Annotated in this window: 18 protein-coding genes; 7 read left to right on the top strand and 11 right to left on the bottom strand. The window is 71.4% G+C overall.

Features of this window, described 5'->3' with window-relative positions; translation table 11 throughout:
• Position 1: 1 nt before the first annotated feature.
• The 5 genes from F7R91_RS02660 to F7R91_RS02640 form a co-directional block, all read right to left on the bottom strand.
• Complete coding sequence (locus F7R91_RS02660; RefSeq protein ID WP_150944040.1) at positions 2-187, bottom strand: hypothetical protein; 186 nt, start codon at positions 185-187, stop codon at positions 2-4.
• Positions 187-594: a pyridoxamine 5'-phosphate oxidase family protein gene (locus F7R91_RS02655; RefSeq protein WP_150944038.1), complete on the bottom strand. Its 408-nt coding sequence runs from the start codon at positions 592-594 to the stop codon at positions 187-189. Before F7R91_RS02655 ends, F7R91_RS02660 begins: the two co-directional genes overlap by 1 nt.
• A complete protein-coding gene (locus F7R91_RS02650; protein WP_150944035.1) occupies positions 591-2321 on the bottom strand; it encodes a SulP family inorganic anion transporter in 1731 nt (576 codons plus the stop codon). The genes F7R91_RS02655 and F7R91_RS02650 overlap by 4 nt, the downstream gene beginning before the upstream one ends.
• Entirely contained in the window at positions 2318-2659 is a 342-nt protein-coding gene (locus F7R91_RS02645) for an ArsR/SmtB family transcription factor (protein ID WP_150944033.1), read from the bottom strand. Before F7R91_RS02645 ends, F7R91_RS02650 begins: the two co-directional genes overlap by 4 nt.
• A 178-nt stretch (positions 2660-2837) precedes the next feature.
• Positions 2838-3197 (bottom strand): zinc ribbon domain-containing protein YjdM, encoded by a 360-nt coding sequence (locus F7R91_RS02640; protein ID WP_150944031.1) that lies wholly within the window; start codon positions 3195-3197, stop codon positions 2838-2840.
• Positions 3198-3303: 106 nt separating this feature from the next.
• On the opposite strand from F7R91_RS02640, the gene F7R91_RS02635 reads away from it, so the two are divergent.
• Positions 3304-4068, top strand: coding sequence for an ankyrin repeat domain-containing protein (locus tag F7R91_RS02635; RefSeq protein WP_456243063.1), 765 nt, complete (start codon positions 3304-3306; stop codon positions 4066-4068).
• Between the two features lie 209 nt (positions 4069-4277).
• On the opposite strand, the gene F7R91_RS02630 is transcribed toward F7R91_RS02635, so the two are convergent.
• From F7R91_RS02630 to F7R91_RS02610, 5 genes are all read right to left on the bottom strand, one after another.
• Positions 4278-4652: a hypothetical protein gene (locus F7R91_RS02630; RefSeq protein WP_150944029.1), complete on the bottom strand. Its 375-nt coding sequence runs from the start codon at positions 4650-4652 to the stop codon at positions 4278-4280.
• 227 nt (positions 4653-4879) lie between these two features.
• Complete coding sequence (locus tag F7R91_RS02625) at positions 4880-5089, bottom strand: hypothetical protein (protein ID WP_150944026.1); 210 nt, start codon at positions 5087-5089, stop codon at positions 4880-4882.
• A gap of 56 nt (positions 5090-5145) precedes the next feature.
• Complete coding sequence (locus F7R91_RS02620; RefSeq protein ID WP_150944024.1) at positions 5146-5775, bottom strand: CBS domain-containing protein; 630 nt, start codon at positions 5773-5775, stop codon at positions 5146-5148.
• Positions 5776-5840: 65 nt separating this feature from the next.
• Positions 5841-7463 (bottom strand): ABC transporter permease, encoded by a 1623-nt coding sequence (locus F7R91_RS02615; RefSeq protein ID WP_150944022.1) that lies wholly within the window; start codon positions 7461-7463, stop codon positions 5841-5843.
• The gene (locus F7R91_RS02610) at positions 7438-8391 is read right to left on the bottom strand and encodes an ABC transporter ATP-binding protein (protein WP_150944020.1); all 954 of its coding nucleotides are present in this window, start codon (positions 8389-8391) and stop codon (positions 7438-7440) included. The genes F7R91_RS02615 and F7R91_RS02610 overlap by 26 nt, the downstream gene beginning before the upstream one ends.
• 326 nt (positions 8392-8717) lie before the next feature.
• Between F7R91_RS02610 and F7R91_RS02605 the strand changes: the two genes are divergently transcribed.
• The 6 genes from F7R91_RS02605 to F7R91_RS02585 all read left to right on the top strand — a co-directional run bounded on the left by F7R91_RS02605 (position 8718) and on the right by F7R91_RS02585 (position 15646).
• Positions 8718-10142 carry an APC family permease gene (locus F7R91_RS02605; RefSeq protein ID WP_230989782.1) on the top strand — a complete coding sequence of 475 codons (1425 nt, stop codon included), beginning with the start codon at positions 8718-8720 and terminating at the stop codon, positions 10140-10142.
• A gap of 948 nt (positions 10143-11090) precedes the next feature.
• Complete coding sequence (locus F7R91_RS02600; protein WP_150944016.1) at positions 11091-12305, top strand: arginine deiminase; 1215 nt, start codon at positions 11091-11093, stop codon at positions 12303-12305.
• 21 nt (positions 12306-12326) lie between these two features.
• Entirely contained in the window at positions 12327-13328 is a 1002-nt protein-coding gene (gene argF, locus F7R91_RS41810; RefSeq protein ID WP_191971317.1) for an ornithine carbamoyltransferase, read from the top strand.
• Between the two features lie 3 nt (positions 13329-13331).
• The gene (locus F7R91_RS41805) at positions 13332-14255 is read left to right on the top strand and encodes a carbamate kinase (RefSeq protein WP_161069088.1); all 924 of its coding nucleotides are present in this window, start codon (positions 13332-13334) and stop codon (positions 14253-14255) included.
• Between the two features lie 133 nt (positions 14256-14388).
• Positions 14389-15120 (top strand): CBS domain-containing protein, encoded by a 732-nt coding sequence (locus F7R91_RS02590; protein WP_150944014.1) that lies wholly within the window; start codon positions 14389-14391, stop codon positions 15118-15120.
• Between the two features lie 16 nt (positions 15121-15136).
• Positions 15137-15646, top strand: a complete 510-nt coding sequence (locus tag F7R91_RS02585) for a flavodoxin domain-containing protein (RefSeq protein ID WP_150944012.1) — start codon at positions 15137-15139, stop codon at positions 15644-15646.
• A 59-nt stretch (positions 15647-15705) separates the two neighbouring features.
• Here F7R91_RS02585 and F7R91_RS02580 read toward each other — a convergent pair whose 3' ends face one another.
• Complete coding sequence (locus F7R91_RS02580; RefSeq protein WP_150944010.1) at positions 15706-16284, bottom strand: Rv1733c family protein; 579 nt, start codon at positions 16282-16284, stop codon at positions 15706-15708.
• Positions 16285-16443: the final 159 nt, after the last annotated feature.

Here is a 16443-nt window from a genome sequence, read left to right as displayed (position 1 = left end):
ATCAACTTCCTTGCACGGTCGGCCTGTCAGGTCGGAGTGGGAGGGTGATCCGGATGCTCCTGCCCTTGCCGTCGGCGTTGCCCTGGACGACCGCCGTGCCACCCGGGCCGAGAGTGAGCGGTGCGGACGGCGTCGCGGGCGACGTCAGCACATGCCGGTGAGGCAGCGCCTCGAGCAGGGTGCTCATCACGGCTCCGCGCGGGAGTGGCGGAACCCGCTCACGGTCTGGGGATGAAGGCGCAGCACAGTGTCGTGGGGACCATGGCTCCAGCCGACAAGGGTGCGCCGATAGTGGGCGGCCTCGTCGGGATCGGTGATCACATCGGTCGGCCCGGCGACGGTGACGCTCCAGCCGGTGCCCGTCGCCCCGCGGAACTCGTCCACGTGGTAGGCCGCGGTAGCGGGAACCGCGGCGGCAGGGGCGGGCGTACGCACCACCAGCCGGCCGAGCTCCCAGACGTGCCGGCCGGGCCGGACGACGGTCACCTCCCGCTGCGTGTACACCAGCCGCCCCTGTGCGCTGCCCTCGAGCAACCACAGGGCCTCGGCGCCGGAGACCTCAACCATGCGCAGCGATACGGGCGGAGTATTCATCCGACGGTTTCCTCTGCTCCCTCGCTGATGCGGTGGGGCCGGGAGAGGGCAGGCGGCAGGAGACCGGCGCGCTCCAGGTAGGCATGGGCGCCCTGGATCGCCTCCGGTGTGGTGGCGTACTCACGTCCGTCCAGGCGCAGCAACTCCAGCGCGCCGACCGAGTCCAGGACCTGGCGCTGGTCGAGGCGTATGCCGGACGTCATCACCACGATGCCGCGCCGGTTGAGCTTCTCCACCACGTCCTTCAGGACGAGGGCGCCGGTGGCGTCGATGGTGGTCACCCGGGACATGCGCAGAATGACGACGCGTACGTCGGCGACCTCGGCCAGCTCGAGGAGGAAGCGGTGGGCGGCGGCGAAGAACAGCGGTCCGTCGATGCGGTACGCGACGATGTGCTCGGCGAGCAGCGCGTGCTCCTCCGCGCTGTGGTCGCCGGGGTCGAGAGGAACCTGGTCCAGACGGGCCTGCTTGGCCACCGCGCGCAGAGCGAGGGTGCCCGCGACCATCAGGCCGATGATCACTGCGTACACGAGGTCGAACACAAGGGTCGCGACGGCGGTGAGGACGAGAATCAACGCGTCGGAGCGGGTTGCCTTGGCCATGGCCCGGAGCGAGCCGACCTCGACCATGCGGACCGCGGTGGCCAGCAGTACCCCCGCGAGCGCGGCGAGCGGGATCTTCGAGACGAGGGGGGCGGCCGCGAAGACGATTCCCGCGAGGACCACGGCGTGGGCGAGGGCAGCCAGCCGGGACCCGGCGCCGGTACGGACGTTGACCGCGGTACGGGCGATCGCGCCGGTCGCGGGCACACCACCGAACAGCGGCGCGGCGATGTTGGCCAACCCCTGGCCGAACAGCTCACGGTCCGGGTCATGCTTCTGGCCCACCGTCATGCCATCGGCGACCGAGGCCGACAGCAGGGACTCCAGGGCTGCCAGCGTCGCCACCGCGACCGCCGGGGCGAGCAAGGAGCCCAGCGCTCCCGGGTCCACGAAGGACAGGGACGGGGCGGGCAGACCGGACGGCAGGTCCCCGATCGACTTCGCCGCGTCCGTGCCGGCCACCTGCGCCACGACGGTGGCCGCGATCACCGCGAGGATGGAGAAGGGGATCGCGGGCCGCCGGCGGGCCCCGATGAGCATGACGGCGGCGACCGCGAGCGCGAAGGCGACGGCGGTCCAGTTCGGGTTCTTCGCGAACTCCTCCAGGGCGTGCCAGGTCACGACGAGGACACGTTCCCCCTCGGGCTTGGGCACCCCCAGGGCGTTCGGGACCTGCTGCAGTCCGATCACGCAGGCGATGCCGAGCGTGAAGCCCTCGACGACCGGGGCAGGCACGTACTGCATGTACTTCCCGGCTCTCAGCAGGGCGAGCGCGACAAGCAAAACGCCCGCCGTCAGCCCCACCGTGAGCACTCCGGAAGGTCCGTGTTCGGCGACGATCGGAACCAGTACGACCGTCATCGCGCCCGTCGGCCCGGACACCTGCACATTGGAGCCGCCGAACACCGCGGCCAGCGCACCGGCGACGACCGCGGTCGCCAGTCCCGCCTCCGCGCCCAGCCCGGAGGAGACGCCGAAACCGAGCGCGAGCGGCAGCGCGACGATCGCCACCGTGAGGCCGGCGAGCAGGTTCCGGCGTGGTGCGCGGCGTATCTCCGCCAGATCCGTACGGCCGGGCAGCAGGGCGGTGAGCCGGGCCCCGACGGGGCCGAGCGAGACCTTCATCGCGCGGCGACCTCGCCTTCCCGCAGCTCGGCCAGCAGCTCGTTCTTCCCCGCCAGCATCTCGGTCAGGATGCGGCGTGCGGCCCCCATCAGGTCGGCGACGTCCCCGCCGGCCAGTTCGTAGACCACCGTCGAGCCTTCGCGCTCGGAGCTGACGATGCCCGAGCGGCGCAGCACCGCGAGCTGCTGGGAGAGGCTGGAGGGTTCCACCTCTATCTCGGCCAGCAGATCACGTACCGGCATAGGCCTGTCCTGCAGCAGTTCAAGCACTCGTATCCGGACGGGATGCCCCAGCATGCGGAAGAACTCGGCCTTGGCCTGGTAGAGCGGAACGGACACGACTCCTCGGTTTCCCGGACAGCGCCCCACCCGGGGCAAGCGAAGGCTGTGCCCGCGGCTACCTGCGGGCACAGTCAATCCAGCATCTAACCAATTGCGAAATTTTGCAATTCTGCATGCGGCTGCTGCCCGGGGAGCGTTCACGGACGGGAGCGGGCCGGGAAAGAGGCGGTGGCTGTCAGGCCTTCTTGACCACGCTGGACTTGAGCTGCATCGCTCCGAAGCCCTCGATCTTGCAGTCGATGTCGTGGCCGTCGACCCCGTCGACCAGCCGGATGCTGCGCACCTTGGTTCCGGCCTTGATCCCCGAGGGGCTCCCCTTGACCTTGAGCGCCTTGACGACGACCACGCTGTCGCCGTCCCGCAGCACGTTGCCGACGGCGTCCTTGACGACGCGCTCCCCGGCGGTGCCCTCACCCTCGGCACTGCTCTCGGCGGGAACCCATTCGTGGCCGCACTCCGGGCACACCACCAGGGCGTTCATCTCGTAGGTGTACTCGCACGAGCACTTCGGGCAGGGAGGAAGATTCTCGATCATCCAACCAGCGTATCCGGCCTCGGCCTCCCTCCCCGACCGGTGTGAGAAGGCCCGGTCCGTCCCGCCGGCACCCGGGGTGGATCATCCAGGCCCGTGAGAACGTAGGTTGCGGCTTGCTGCCCTCCGCCTCCCATCGCCCGAGAGGTATCGACGTGGACACTCCCGAACATGGCATGGCGGCCGAGCTGGTCCTTGCCGTCCACGCCGGCGACATCGACGCCGTCCAGCGCATCGCCGCCCACGCGCCCGAGCTCGTCGCGGGGCCCCTGGGTGGTCCATTCAAGACCCGCACCGCGCTCCACGTCGTGGCCGACTGGCCCGGCTACTTTCCAACGGTCCCCGCATCGTCCCGCTGCTGGTGGCTGCCGGTGCGGACCCCAACGCCCACGGCCCCGGCGGCGAGAGCCCGCTGCACTGGGCGGCCGGCAGCGACGATGCCGATGTCGCTGCCGCTCTGATCGACAGCGGCGCCGACCTCGAAGCGCCCCACGGCTCCATCGGTACACCGCTCGACAACGCCGTCGGCTACGCCTGCTGGCACGTCGCGGCCCTTCTCGCTGCCCGTGGTGCCCGGGTCGACAAGCTGTGGCACGCCGCCGCACTCGGCCTGCTGGACCGTCTCCAGCAGCTGATCGACACCGCCGAACCCACCTCGGACGAGGTGTCCCAAGCGTTCTGGCATGCCTGCTGCGCCGGACAGCGGCGCGCCGCCGAACACCTCCTTGTTCTCGGCGCGGACCTGAACCGGGTGCCCGACCACGCGGAGGGCACCCCGCTCGATGCCGCCAGGGGCCGCAGCACCCGCCGAGACAACGTGATCGGCTGGCTGGATGAACTGGGCGCCCGCTCGGCCCCTGCCGGCCAGGGCTGACACCTCCGCGAGGCTGCGCGGGAGGTACCGGGACCGGCCTCCGTGCGCGGCGGCGCCCCGAAGGCGCCGCCGCGGAATGCGCCCTGCGCCGGCAGATCGTTCTCGGCCGGAGCCGCGTCGCCCGTATCCATGAGTTGCGATCATCTACATGTAGCGACTTGAAGAATTCTTCAAGTCATGACCACAGGTCGGCGCGGATCTGGGGCGGCCTAGACCTCGAGGTGCTCCTCCACCTTCTTGAGCTGATGACGGGCCATCGCGAGGTTCGAACGGGCCTTGTCGAGCACGAGGTAGAGGAACAGACCGTTGCCATTGAGGCCGGTGACCGGTCGGATGAGGTGGTACTGCTTCTCCAGCGTGATCAGGATGTCCTCGATCGCACCCTTGAGCCCCAGGTGTTCCATGGTGCGGACTTCGGCGCGGATGACATCCGTGTTCCCAGCTGCCGCGATCGTCAGGTCCAGGCCCTTACCTCCGCCAAGGGTGCCAAGGGCCATGCCGCTGGTGTAGTCGACGACCGCCGCCCCCAGCGCCCCCTCGACCCCCGCCATCATCTCCTTCAACGACACTTCCACACTCGCCATCCAAGCCTCCTCCGGTTGTGTGCCGCGGCGGGTCACCGGTTCCGGGCCCGCCCTCGTGGCCGCACCGTAGGCAGGTGGACCCAGCGCCAGGGGCGTCTCTTTGCAGGTGACACACAATGACTGAAAGGCAGTTCATGAAGACCGTCCGGTGACCAGGATTGACGGGGCGGAGCGGGCCGGCGCTGTCGGCCCGATCGACGCGGCCGGAAAGGGTCGTCGGAGGAGGCCTACTGGGCATGCTGTCGCTTGCGACAGTCCTCGGCTGCGCCGGGTAGGCCCGCATCGTCGTACAGCACTGCTGCCTGGCCCAGAACGGTGCGCGCTGTTGCGGTGTCGCCTCGTGCGTGTGCCGTCTCGGCACGTACGCACAGAGCGTTGGCCTGGCCGAGCAAGTCGCCGCCCCTGCGGGCCAGCGCGACGGCTGCCGCGGTGCTCACCACGTTCACCCTGGACCGTGCGGGGTGACCCGGTCGTACTCCCTCGTCCCTGCTGTTCAGGGCGCCAGCTGCGACCGCCGCGATCCGCCCGCCCCGGGTGCCCCGGCGGTGTCGTCCGTACGGTGATCCAGTTCGGCGGAGACGTCGACGACTCCGTCCACGCCACGGCACAGGCGTACGACGACGGGCACGAGGGACTTGCGTTCGACCGTGCCGGTCAGCGCGACCCGGCCGTCGATCACATGGACGGATATCGCGGACGGCGCGATGCCGAGCGTGCGCACGAGGACCTCCCGGGAGATCTCCTCCCTGATGTCCCGGTCCGAGCGCAGGAACACCCGGAGCAGGTCGGCGCGGCTGATCACGCCGACCAGCCGCCCGGCCTCGTCGACGACCGGCAGCCGCTTGACGCGGTGACGCTCCATGGCCTGGGCTGCTTCCACCATCGTCCACTGCGGGCGCGCGGTCACCGCAGGGCTGTTCATGAGGCCTTCGGCGGTCGCCGCCTCCTTGTGCAGCAGGTCCGCCTCGGACACCACGCCCACGGGACGCTCGTCGTCGTCCACGACCGGTACGGCCGTGATGTCGTGTTCGGTGAGGAGCTTGGCGATCTCCTTGAAGCCGGTGTCCCTTTGTACGTGTACGACCGATGTCGTCATCAGGTCGCTCACCATCCGGTGTCGCATGGCTGCCGCCTCCTTCGGCCGATGTGCTCGTAGCGCTCTTTCGCTGCGCTCTTTCGTTGTGGCTCTCACGCCGGCAGGGCGAGGTCCCGGTGCCGGAACGACACCGTGCCCAGTGCGACGAGGAGCAGGGAGACCGCGGTCAGGGCGGTGAGCGGAGCGGCCGTGATCGCGGTCGCCGGTGCCTTGGCCACGTGCGTGAACGCCGACAGGTTCTGTGCCCACTGCGGTGCGTCGAGGGTGGGGCCGAACAGGGGACCCAGCAGGACCGAGGCGAGGAGCACCGACCAGGAGACGGGCACCGCCCACCGCGGCAGCAGTCCCACGGCCGCCACCACACAGCCGCTGACGACCATGATCCCCGGAAGCTGGGCCAGGACGGCCCCGGCCAGGGCCCCGAGGCGGCCGGGGGTGTCGCCCAGCACCTGACCGGCCGCCAGCCCCGTGCTCAGCGCGAAGAGCAGGAGCAGTACGGCCGCCGTGAGCCAGGTCGTGAGCACCTGGCCCAGCGTCCAGCGCCGCCTGCCCACCGCCGTGGCGAGCACGGACTCCAGCGGGCCCTCGGTCTCTTCGGCACGCAGCCGCAGCAGGAGCTGGACCGTGCAGACGGCGACGGCCATGCCCGCCATCGACACGAGCGAGGTGAGGTAGGCGTCGACGATCTCGTCCGTGCCGCCCATGCGCCGGTACCACTCACGGGCCGAGCCCCCAAGGTCCTCGACCGAGCTGCTCACGGCGCCGAAGACCAGGCCGAACGCGAGGATTCCGACCGCCCACCCGCGCACCGCGCCCCGCTGCAGGCGCCGTATCAGACCCAGCGGACCGAGCAGCCCCGGCCGGGCATGCGCCGGACCGCGCCGCTCCCGGATCAGGCCCCGTCCGAAGTCCCGCCGCCCCGCGAGCGCGCCCGCGACGCCCAGGAGGGCGACGAACGCTGCCACGGACGGGGCGAGCGGCCACCACTGGTCACCGCCGAACGGCCTCATCTGCTGTCCCCACCCGATCGGCGACAGCCACGACGGCCAGGCGCTGACCACGCGCAGTCCGCTGCCGTCCACGCTGCCGAGCAGGTTGCCGGCTCCGCTGAACAGGAAGGAGAGCCCGAGGGCCGCCGCGGCGAGTCCGTTCGCGCCGCGGGAACTCGACGAGAGCTGAGCGGTGACCGCGGCGACGCCCGTGAAGACCAGGCCCACGGCGGCGATCGCGGCCCCGGCGGTGAACGAGCCGGCTGCGGGCAGCCCGGCCGCCGTCATCCCCAGGCCCAGGAAGACCGCGAGCAGCACGTCGGCGCAGACCGTGACCAGCACGGCCGCAGCCAGAGTGCCGAACCGCCCCACCACGGCCGCGCCGACCAGTTCGGCGCGCCCGGTCGCCTCGCTGCGCCGGGTGTGCCGTACCACGGCGAAGACGCTCATCAACGCGGCCAGGATCGCCAGCGTGGCAAAGCTGCGGATCATCGCGTAGCCGCCGACCGTGGGACCCGAGGCCAGGCCGAGCATGCGCAGGGCCGGGTTGCCCGCCATGAACTCCGTTTCGTCGATGACATCCTGCTCGGTCCTCAGGGCCGCGACGGTCATCGCGGCGAAGGAGGCCATCAGGGCGGAGAGGCCGAGGATCCAGACGGGGAGGGCGACGCGGTCGCGCCGGAGCGCGAGCCGCGCGAGTTCACGGGTGCCGGTCAGCGTGCTCATGGCGCACCTCCCGGCTTGTCGCCGTCGCCCTGTCGCCGTCGCCGACGGCTGCGGCGTCGTAGTGACGCAGGAAGATCTCTTCGAGCGTGGGCGGGGCACTGGTCAGCGTCCGGATGTCGAACTCCACCAAGTGGCGCAGCACTCCGTTCAGCCGGTCCGGTTCGACGCTGAACCGGGCCCGGTTGCCGGCCACGCTGACGTCGTGTGTCCCGGGCAGTTCCAGGGGGCCGACGGGTTTGCGGGTCTCGACCTCGACGGTCGTACGGGACAGATGGCGCAGTTCGCCGAAGGTTCCCGACTCGGCGGTGCGGCCGGCCCGGATGATGGTCACGCGGTCGCACAACGCCTCCACCTCGGCCAGGATGTGGCTGGACAGCAGCACCGTGCGGCCGGCCTCCCGCAGTTCCCGCACGACGTCCTGGAAGACGGCCTCCATCAGCGGGTCGAGGCCGGAGCTCGGTTCGTCCAGGAGATACAGCTCGACGTCGGACGCGAGGGCGGCCACCAGCGCGACCTTCTGCCGGTTGCCCTTGGAGTAGGCGCGGCACTTCTTGCCCGGGTCCAGCTGGAACCGCTCCAGCAGCACGGCACGGCGCCCGGTGTCGAGGCCGCCGCGCAGGGCGCCGAGCAGGTCGATCACCTCGCCCCCGGTGAGGTTCGGCCACAGGTTCACCTCGCCCGGCACATAGGCCAGACGGCGGTGCAGGGCGACGGCGTCCCGCCACGGGTCCCCGCCCAGGAGGCTCACCGAGCCGCCGTCAGGGCGCAGCAGTCCCAGCAGGATCCGGATGGTGGTCGTCTTGCCGGCGCCGTTCGGCCCCAGGAAGCCGTGCACCTCGCCCGCCCGGACCCTCAGGTCGAGCCGGTCCAGGGCCCGCGCCGGGCCGAACTCCTTCACCAGGCCCGAAACGGAGATCGCCGTGCTCATGTTCCGTCACCCCCATCGCGTGCCGTCCTGCGACCGGTGGCGGCCGACCGACGGCCGCGACCCGGCCTCACTTCGAGCACACCCCATGCCACCGGCGTGGGACAGGGGCCGACCGGGCATCCGGCACGGGACCAATGGGTCCGCTGGGGGACCTGTGGCCGCTCACCGTGACGGTCGGCCTCCACGAGGATCGGATGCCGGGTCCCCCTCCGCAGGCCACCGCCCGCGAGACCCGCACAAGGAGTACGGTCATGTCCAAGACAACTGGGGGCGGTGCAGGGCCGGCTCCCGAAGCGGCACTCGGCCTACCGGCCGCGTCCGCCCTCGTGATCGGCAGCATCATCGGCACGGGAGTCTTCGCCCTCCCGTCCGCGCTCGCGCCCTACGGGCCGATCGCGCTCGTCGCCTTCGTCGCCGTCACACTCGGCGCGCTGGCGCTGGCGCTGACCTACGGGTCGCTGGCGAAGCGGATTCCGGCGAGCGGCGGTCCGTACGTGTACGCCCGCGAGGCCTTCGGCGAGTTCGCCGGGTTCCTCAACGCCTGGTCGTACTGGATCACCGCGTGGGCCGGGAACGCCGCGATCGTGGTGGCGTGGGTCGGCTATGTCGAGGTGTTCGTCAACACCGGGCACAAGACCGGGATCTCGGTGCTGATCGCGCTCGTCGGGCTGTGGATCCCCGCCGCGATCAACCTCTCCGGGGTGCGCAACTCCGGCGCGTTCCAGGTGATCACGACGGTGCTGAAGTTCGTACCGCTGGTCTTCATGGCCACCGTCGGACTGCTGTTCATCGACCCGGACAACTTCGGCTCCTTCAACGCGAGCGGTCAGTCCGCGCTGGGCGCGATCTCGGCAGCCGCGGCCATCGCCCTGTTCAGCTACCTCGGCCTGGAGGCCGCCTCCGTCGTCGCCGGCCGGGTCCGCGAGCCGGGGCGCAACGTGCCGCGGGCCACCGTGTACGGCACCCTCGCCTGCGCCGTCATCTATCTGCTGGGCACCCTCGCGGTCTTCGGCACGGTCTCGCACGGCGACCTCGGCGCGTCCACGGCGCCGTTCACCGACGCGGCGAACAACATCTTCGGCGGGACCTGGGCGGGCGACGCCGTCGCCGTGGCGGCCATCGTCTCCGGCCTCGGCGCCCTCAACGGCTGGACCATGCTCTGTGCGGAGATGCCGTACGCCGCCGCGCGCGACGGACTCTTCCCCGCGGCGTTCGCCAAGCTGCGCGGTCAGAACGGCGTTCCCGCGTTCGGCATCATCGCCTCGACCGTGCTGGCCTCGCTGATCACGGTCTTCAGCTACACACGGTTCGAGGACGTCTTCACCAAGATCGTGCTGCTGAGCGTGCTGACCGCTGTCATCCCCTATCTGTTCTCCGCCGCCGCCCAGCTGTACTGGCTGCTCGTGCGCGGCCGGGAGAGCCTTGCGCCGCGGCGGCTGGTCCGGGATGTCACGGTGGCCGTGCTCGCGATGGTCTTCTCGTACTGGTCGATCCAGGGCAGCGGGTACCAGACCGTCTACTACGGGCTGTTCGTGCTGCTGCTCGGCCTGCCGGTGTATGTGTGGCTGAAGCGTGAGGGCGGGGAGTACGGCGAGTTCGTCGAGCCCCGGTCACCGCGGCCCGAGGCCGAGGCCGCGGTCCCCGACCCGCAGGCTCCGGAGATGCCGCCGCCGGCCAGGCGGGCGGTGCCCAGGCCGCGTACGGGACACGGTGTGGACTTCCGGCTGATGACCCTTCGTCATCACACGTAGGGGTGAGGGCCGGCTCCACCGGGTGCGGGTTGCTCCGCAGGGTGTGGCGGGGGTGCGTGCCGCGGCTGTGGGTCGGCTCCGCCGGGTGTGGTGGGGCGGTCGGCTCCGCCGGGTGCGGGCCGGCTCCGCCGGGTGCGGTGCGGGGGTCGGCTCCGCCCGGTGCAGTGACGGGTCCGTGTCGCGGATGCGGGTCCGCTCTGCCGGGTGGGGTGTGGGGCGCGTGTCGCGGCTGCGGGTCGGCTCTGCCGGGTGTGGTGCAGGGCCCGTGCCTGTGGTGCAGGGCCCGTGCCGCGGACGCGTGATGGGCCCTACCGCGGCTGGTGGGGCGCCCGCGCTGCGACTGCGCAGGGCTCCCGCCGCGACTGGGGTGACGCCCCGCCGGACCGGCGTCCCGCCACGACAAACGGGACGACGAGCCGCACCGAGGTGGCGACGAGCCGCACCGATGTGGGGGCGAGCCGCACCGATGTGGGGGCGAGCCACCACCGAGGTGATGACGAAGCCGCCACCGATGTGGGGACGAGCCCCAGCCGAGGTGATAGCTGGCCATCACCGACGTGAATGACCCGCCGCCGACGACGGCGGCGAGCCGCCACCTACGTGACCCGCCGCAACCGATGGGGTTCCGCCGCCACCCATATCCGCCACCGACCTGACAACCCGCCACACGGACCTGACAACCCGCGACCGACCTGACGACCGGCCACCGGCGACGTGGCCCCGCCACCACCCACGGGGCCATCAACCACCACCGGTCTCACGACCGGCCACCGTCCGGACGCCCGCCGCCAGCGACTTGGCCCCGCCACCACCCACGTGGCGATCAACCGTCACCGACCTGATGACCCGCCACCGACCTCACGCCCCGCCGCCACCAACAACGCGCTGCCACCAACAAACCGCCGCCACCCATCAACCAACCCCCGCCAGACCATCGAGGAAGCCACCATGACCAACTTTCACGTCGACTCCGAAGTAGGCCGGCTCCGGCAGGTCATCCTGCACCGGCCCGGGCTCGAGCTCTCTCGGCTCACGCCCCGCAACGTCGATGCCCTGCTCTTCGACGACATCCTGTGGGCCAAACGCGCCCGGGAGGAGCACGACGCCTTTGCTCAGGTCCTCAGGGACCACGGCGCCCGGGTGCACTACTTCGCCGACCTGCTGGCGCAGACACTGGAGGTTCCCGAGGCCCGTGTCTGGCTGCTGGACCGGGTCGTCAGCACCGCCACCGTCGGGCCGGCTCTCGTGGACCCCGTCCGTGAGCTGTGCGCCGACCTGGACGGTGAGACCCTCGCCGGGTACCTGATCGGTGGCCTGCTGAAGAGCGATCTGCCGCTCACCGCCCCGCACAGCCTGGTGTGGAACGCGCTGGACGCCGACGACTTCGCCCTCCCCCCGCTGCCCAACCACCTCTTCCCGCGCGACAATTCCTGCTGGATGTACGACCGGCTGTCGGTCAACCCGATGGCCAAGCCCGCCCGGCGCCGCGAGAGCCTGCACGCCGAGGCCATCTACCGGTTCCACCCGATGTTCGCCGGCGCCGCACCCGAGCCGATCCTCGGCGGGCCGGTGGGCACCCTGGAAGGCGGCGACGTCCATGTCCTCGGCAACGGCGCCGTCATGGTCGGCATGGGAGAGCGGACCACCGCCCAGGGCGTGGAGAACCTGGCCGCCCGGCTCTTCGCCTCCGGCACGGCCCGCCGGCTGATCGCGATCCAGCTGCCCGCCCTGCGTGCCTACATGCATCTCGACACCGTCCTGACCATGGTCGACCGGGACGCCTTCGTCATCTATCCGGGGCTCGCGGACTCCATGCGCTCATGGACGCTCACCGCCACCGACGCGTACGACACCGGCTTCGACGTCACCGCGAACTCCGATCTGGCGACCGCCCTCGCCGAGACGCTCGACCTGGACAAGGTGCGGATGCTGTCCGCGCCCCAGGACGTCCGGGGCGCCGAGCGCGAGCAGTGGGACGACGGCAGCAACTTCCTCGCGCTCGCCCCCGGCGTCGTCGTCGGCTACGAGCGCAACACCACCACCAACACCTATCTCCGCAAGCAGGGCATCGAGGTCGTCACCGTCGCCGGAGCGGAACTCGGCCGCGGCCGCGGCGGCCCGCGCTGCATGAGCTGCCCCATCGAACGTGACGCCGCCGACTGACCCGGCAAGGGGGGACCCACCATGACCGTCGATCTCCGAGGCCGCTCCTACCTGAGCGAACTCGACTTCACCGCCGCCGAGATACACCATCTGCTCGACCTGGCCGCCGACCTCAAGGCGGCCAGGCGCGCCGGCACCGAACAGCCCCGGCTGACCGGCAGGCATCTCGCGCTGATCTTCGAGAAGACCTCCACCCGCACCCGGTGCGCCTTCGAGGCCGCCGCCGCCGACCAGGGTGCCGCGACCACCTACCTCGGCCCCGGCGACGCCCACATCGGCGCCAAGGAGTCCGTCGCCGACACGGCCCGCGTCCTCGGCCGCATGTTCGACGCCATCGAGTACCGCGGCTCCGCCCAGTCCATCGTTTCCGAACTCGCCGCCCACTCCGGGGTCCCCGTCTACAACGGGCTGACCGACGCCGCGCACCCCACACAGAGCCTGTGCGACGTCCTCACCATGCGGGAGCACAGCCGCAAGCCGCTCACCGAGATCAGCTACTGCTATCTCGGCGACGCCCGCAACAACATGGGCAACTCCCTGCTCTCGATGGGCGCCCTGCTCGGCATGGACGTACGCATCGCCGCGCCCGCCCGGCTGTGGCCCGAGCCCGGGCTGGTCGCCGCCTGCCGGGCGCTCGCCGAGCGCAGCGGGGCACGGATCACCCTCACCGAGGACCTCGTGCCCGCCATTCGCGGCGCCGACTTCCTGCACACCGACGTCTGGGTGTCCATGGGCGAGCCCGCCGACACCTGGCGGGAACGCATCGAACTGCTGCTTCCCTACCAGGTCAACGCCAAGACGCTCGCGCTCACCGGCAACCCCGGCGTCAAGTTCATGCACTGTCTGCCGGCGCTGCACGACCACGGCACCCGTCTCGGCAGGGACCTGCTCGACACCTACGGCATCGACGGTCTGGAGGTCACCGACGAGGTCTTCCGCTCGCCCGCCTCCGTCGTCTTCGACCAGGCGGAGAACCGGCTGCACACCATCAAGGCCGTACTCGTCGCCACCCTGGAGGACTGAACCGTGCGCATCGTCATCGCCCTCGGCGGCAACGCCCTGCTGCGCCGCGGCGAGCGCCCCGACGCGGCCGTGCAGCAGGCGAACATCGACCGGGTGGCCACCGCCGTCGCCGCCCTCTCCCAGGACCACGAGGTCGTCATCACCCACGGCAACGGCCCGCAGATCGGCCTGCTCGCCATGGAGAGCGCGTCCGACCCGGTCCTGTCCGCCCCGTATCCGCTGGACCTGCTCGGCGCCCAGACCGAGGGCATGATCGGATCGCTGCTGGTGCGGGCCCTGCACGACGCCCTGCCCGGGCGCAGGGTCGCGGCGCTGGTCACCCACACCGTCGTACGGCGCGACGACCCGGCCTTCGCCCGGCCGACGAAATTCGTCGGGCAGGTGTATCCACGGGACGTGGCCCGCTCGCTCGCGCGACGGCGCGGCTGGCACATCGCGCAGGACACGACCGGCTGGCGCCGGGTCGTCGCCTCCCCGTCGCCCGAGGAGATCGTGGAGACCGAGACCATCCAGGACCTGCTCGCCCTCGGCGTACTGGTCGTCTGCGCGGGCGGGGGAGGGGTGCCGGTCACCACCGACGAGGACACCGGCGCCCTGCACGGAGCGGAGGCGGTCGTCGACAAGGACCTCACCGCGGCTCTGCTCGCCGAGGACATCAAGGCCGACTTCCTGCTGATCCTCACCGACGTCCCGAACGTCTACGCCCACTACGGCACCCCGTACCAGGAGCCCCTCCTCGACGCCACGCCCGCCCAGCTGCGCCGCGGCGGCTTCCCCGAGGGCTCGATGGGGCCCAAGACGGAGGCCGCCGCCCGGTTCGTCGAGCGCACCGGGGGACTGGCCGCGATCGGTGCCCTCGACGCGGCGTACGACATCGTCCACGGCAGATCGGGGACGCTCGTCCGGCCCGGTCTCGACCTGCGCTGACCCAAGGCCCGTGACCGCGGGGCCGTTCAGGCACGACGCAGGGCCGACCGGCCCCCCACCCGCACCCGGACAGCCCATGGGAACTCCCTTCGATCCGCTGGAGGATCGAAGTGTCGAGAGGGGAGGAACGGTCATGAAGCACAACAAGGTCGGCTCCGTGATGACGAAGGACGTCGTCCGCGCCGCGTACGGCACCCCGTTCAAGGAGGTCACGCGGCTGCTCTCCGAGCACAACATCTCCGGACTGCCCGTGGTCGACGAGGACGAGAAGGTCATCGGCGTCATCTCCCAGACGGATCTGATCGCCCGGCAGGCCGCGACCCCGGACCCCTACGAGCCCGAGCGCCGCTTCCGCTTCGCCGGACTGACGCGTGGTGCCCGCAGGAAGGCCGCGAAGGCCACCGCCCGCACCGCGGGGCAGTTGATGACCGAGCCGCCCATCACCGTGCGCGCCGAAGAGACCATCGTCGAGGCCGCCCGCGTCATGGCCCGGCGGCAGGTGGAGCGTCTGCCCGTGCTGGACGAGACCGGGCGCCTCGTCGGCATCGTCACCCGGCGCGATCTCCTCCAGGTCTTCCTGCGGCCCGACGAGCGGATCCGCCGGGAGGTGATCGACGAGGTGCTGGTGCGGGCACTGTGGCTGGTGCCCAGCACGGTGGAGGTCTCCGTGACGGAGGGCGTGGTCACGCTCAGCGGCCCCATGGAGCGCAAGAGCGAGACGGCCATCGCCGTTTCCATGACGCGTCAGATCGACGGTGTGGTCGCCGTGGTCGACAAGCTCAGCTACCGGCTGGACGACTCGCACCTGCGGCCCGACGAGCCGGCTCTGCACGGCGTCGCCGACGACTGGCTGCGCAGAATGTGAGAGGAGGCGGACCGCCATGCCCGGCAGCGTGTTGGTCGCCTATGGGACAACGAACGGCTCGACCGCGCAGATCGCCGAGGCCGTGACCGAGGTGCTGCGCAAGGCGGGGCTCACCGCCGAGGCGCGGCCCGCCGGAACGGTGGCGAGCGTGGAGTCGTACGACGCCGTCGTGGTCGGCGGTGGACTGTATGCGGGCCGCTGGCACAAGGACGCCCGCCGGTTCGTCCGCCGCCAGGGCCGCGAACTGGCCCGGCGCCCGCTGTGGTTCTTCAGCAGCGGACCGCTCGACGCCACGGCGTCGGAGCGGGACATCCCGCCCGTGCCCGGTGTGAAGAAGGCCATGGCACGGCTCGGTGTCAGGGAGCACGTCACCTTCGGGGGCTGCCTCGAAGAGGGCGCGAAGGGGTGGGTCGCGAGGATGATCGTCCGCAATGGAAAGGGCGGGGACTTCCGCGACTTCACCGCGATCGAGGAGTGGGCGGCCCGTGTCGCCGCCGACGTTCAGGAGGAACCGGAAAGGAGGTGAGCTGACTGGACCGGGATCAGGCATCCGACTGCCGCCGCGAGTGCGAGGAGCTCGCGGCGTCAGCCTGTCTTGTGGCCCCACTCGGGACCGACGAGGTCCCACTCCCTGCCCCACCGGTCGAGACGCCGCCGGTCGAGCCGCCACCGCGCGACGGCTCCCGCGCCCACGACCAGGCCGGAGCAGGCGCCCGCGGCGGCGGCGCCGAGCAGGGCCGCCTCCATGGCCGCCTCCGTGGCACTCGGCGGCTCGGCGGCGAGCTCGCCCCGGCTGTCCGTCCAGACGGTGATCCTCGATCCCGCCTTCTGCCCGGGGTCCACCAGTGTCCTGCGGGTGTGGGAGGCACCGTCGGCGTCCGTCCACCGGACCTTCCCCACCACCTGGCCTCCCGTCCCCTCGACCGCCGCGGTGGGCCGCCGGGCGTCGGTGACGAGCACGGCCCGGACGGCGTGCCGCTCGGCGCGCTGTGCCTCGAACACCCCGTCGGCGGCGTGCGCCGTGACCACACCGGTGAGCGTGCCTCCCACCACGACGGCCGCCCAGGTGCCGACCAGGACCCAGGCCTCGACGACATCGTCGCGCCGCCGCAGCGGGTTCTTCCGCCACCGCCACAGCCTCTTCCGGGTCCGCCTGGCGTCCATCGTTCAGCACCTCCCTCTCATCATGGCACTCACACAGCGTGACAGCCGGGGGAAGGGACGGGGCAGGGGCCGGGCAGTGGCCCTTGAGGGCCGACCGGCCCATGCGGAACCCGGCGGCTGGGGACAAGCTGGAACCTGGGGGCAATCCCGGCAGGAAGG

It is taken from the genome of Streptomyces luteolifulvus, from assembly GCF_008806595.1.
GTDB classification, from domain to species: domain Bacteria; phylum Actinomycetota; class Actinomycetes; order Streptomycetales; family Streptomycetaceae; genus Streptomyces; species Streptomyces luteolifulvus.
This window is presented reverse-complemented; position numbering and strand designations above follow the sequence as displayed.

Bases quoted from the DNA above. Each gene is read 5' to 3' on its own strand.
- F7R91_RS02660 (WP_150944040.1), bottom strand. From the start codon at position 187: ATGAGCACCCTGCTCGAGGCGCTGCCTCACCGGCATGTGCTGACGTCG.
- F7R91_RS02655 (WP_150944038.1), bottom strand. From the start codon at position 594: ATGAATACTCCGCCCGTATCGCTGCGCATGGTTGAGGTCTCCGGCGCC.
- F7R91_RS02650 (WP_150944035.1), bottom strand. From the start codon at position 2,321: ATGAAGGTCTCGCTCGGCCCCGTCGGGGCCCGGCTCACCGCCCTGCTG.
- F7R91_RS02640 (WP_150944031.1), bottom strand. From the start codon at position 3,197: ATGATCGAGAATCTTCCTCCCTGCCCGAAGTGCTCGTGCGAGTACACC.
- F7R91_RS02630 (WP_150944029.1), bottom strand. From the start codon at position 4,652: ATGGCGAGTGTGGAAGTGTCGTTGAAGGAGATGATGGCGGGGGTCGAG.
- F7R91_RS02620 (WP_150944024.1), bottom strand. From the start codon at position 5,775: ATGCGACACCGGATGGTGAGCGACCTGATGACGACATCGGTCGTACAC.
- F7R91_RS02615 (WP_150944022.1), bottom strand. From the start codon at position 7,463: ATGAGCACGCTGACCGGCACCCGTGAACTCGCGCGGCTCGCGCTCCGG.
- F7R91_RS02610 (WP_150944020.1), bottom strand. From the start codon at position 8,391: ATGAGCACGGCGATCTCCGTTTCGGGCCTGGTGAAGGAGTTCGGCCCG.
- F7R91_RS02600 (WP_150944016.1), top strand. From the start codon at position 11,091: ATGACCAACTTTCACGTCGACTCCGAAGTAGGCCGGCTCCGGCAGGTC.
- argF (WP_191971317.1), top strand. From the start codon at position 12,327: ATGACCGTCGATCTCCGAGGCCGCTCCTACCTGAGCGAACTCGACTTC.
- F7R91_RS02590 (WP_150944014.1), top strand. From the start codon at position 14,389: ATGAAGCACAACAAGGTCGGCTCCGTGATGACGAAGGACGTCGTCCGC.
- F7R91_RS02585 (WP_150944012.1), top strand. From the start codon at position 15,137: ATGCCCGGCAGCGTGTTGGTCGCCTATGGGACAACGAACGGCTCGACC.
- F7R91_RS02580 (WP_150944010.1), bottom strand. From the start codon at position 16,284: ATGGACGCCAGGCGGACCCGGAAGAGGCTGTGGCGGTGGCGGAAGAAC.